The organism is Vibrio sp. Vb1755, from assembly GCF_033338635.1.
GTDB lineage: Bacteria > Pseudomonadota > Gammaproteobacteria > Enterobacterales > Vibrionaceae > Vibrio > Vibrio alginolyticus.
In genome coordinates, this window is the sequence record NZ_JAWOTA010000225.1 from 1 (window position 1) to 1,232 (window position 1,232).

Genomic DNA, 1,232 nt, shown 5'->3' on the forward strand with positions numbered 1-1,232 from the left:
GCCGATACCAACAGGAATAGTGTCACCTTTGTACCAAGGCGTTTTGTGACGAGACATTTTCCAATCACGAGTTGGCATATTAGCCTTACTTTCCTCGTCGATCTCGATGCCTGTGGAGTCACCAAAACCAAACATCATCATCCAGTTTGAAATTCGGTCGATCCCCAAGTCATAAGCAATTTGGTAGTAAAACGTATCAACAGACTCTTCAATGGATTTAATGACATCCACGCGGCCATGTCCCCAACGCAACCAGTCACGGAATGGACGAGTGTCTGAGTTAGGAATGCGCCAATAACCTGGGTCGTTGCGAGTAGTATTTGGCGTTATTACGCCTTCTTGCAACGCTGCGACAGCCATAAATGGCTTGATTGTTGAAGCTGGCGGATAAATACCTAGCGTCGTGCGGTTTACCAACGGGCGGTTTTTATCGTTCAACAAGTCGCGATAGGCTTTACCTGAAATGCCGTGGACAAAAGCGTTCGGGTCGTAACTTGGGCTAGACACCATAGCTAGCACCCCATTGTCACGAGGATCAAGCACGATAGCGCTGCCACGTCGACCATCCAAAAGCTGATGAACGTAAAGCTGCAAGTTGATATCGAGGTTTAAGACAATGTCTTTGCCCGGAACTGGCGGTACGTACTTTAACGTGCGAATCACGCGTCCTCGGCTGTTGACTTCCACTTCTTGGTAGCCAGCAGTGCCGTGCAGCAGATCTTCGTAGTATTTTTCGATGCCCAACTTACCGATGTCACGAGTCGCTTGGTAGTTGGCGTCTTTTTCTTCTCGAATCAAACGCTGCATGTCGCGGTCATTGATACGAGAAACATAGCCGATTACGTGCGTTAACACTTCCCCGTAAGGGTAGTAACGTTTGAGTGTGGCACTAATTTCAACACCAGGAAAACGGTATTGGTTGACGGAAAAGAGCGCGACCTGCTTTTCGTTCAGCTGGGTTAGCAATGGGACGGATTTGAATCGACGGGTACGCTTACGCTCACGATGGAAGCGTTCGATCTGTTCTGGTGTGATTTCCAGAATGGTTTGCAATTCTTGGATAGTAGCGTCGATGTCTTTGATTTTTTCTGGAGTCAGCTCCAAGTTAAAGACAGGACGGTTTTCGGCTAACAGGACACCATTTCGGTCGTAAATAAGACCGCGGTTTGGCGCAATAGGAACCACTTTGATGCGGTTGTCATTTGAACGGGTTTGATAATCTTGAAACTGGT

1 protein-coding gene is annotated in these 1,232 nt (G+C 47.8%); it reads right to left on the reverse strand.

The window, feature by feature from the left end; translation table 11 throughout:
- Nucleotides 1-1,232: penicillin-binding protein 2 (gene mrdA, locus R7E00_RS24100; protein ID WP_318124784.1), on the reverse strand; the 1,232-nt coding region annotated here is incomplete at both ends.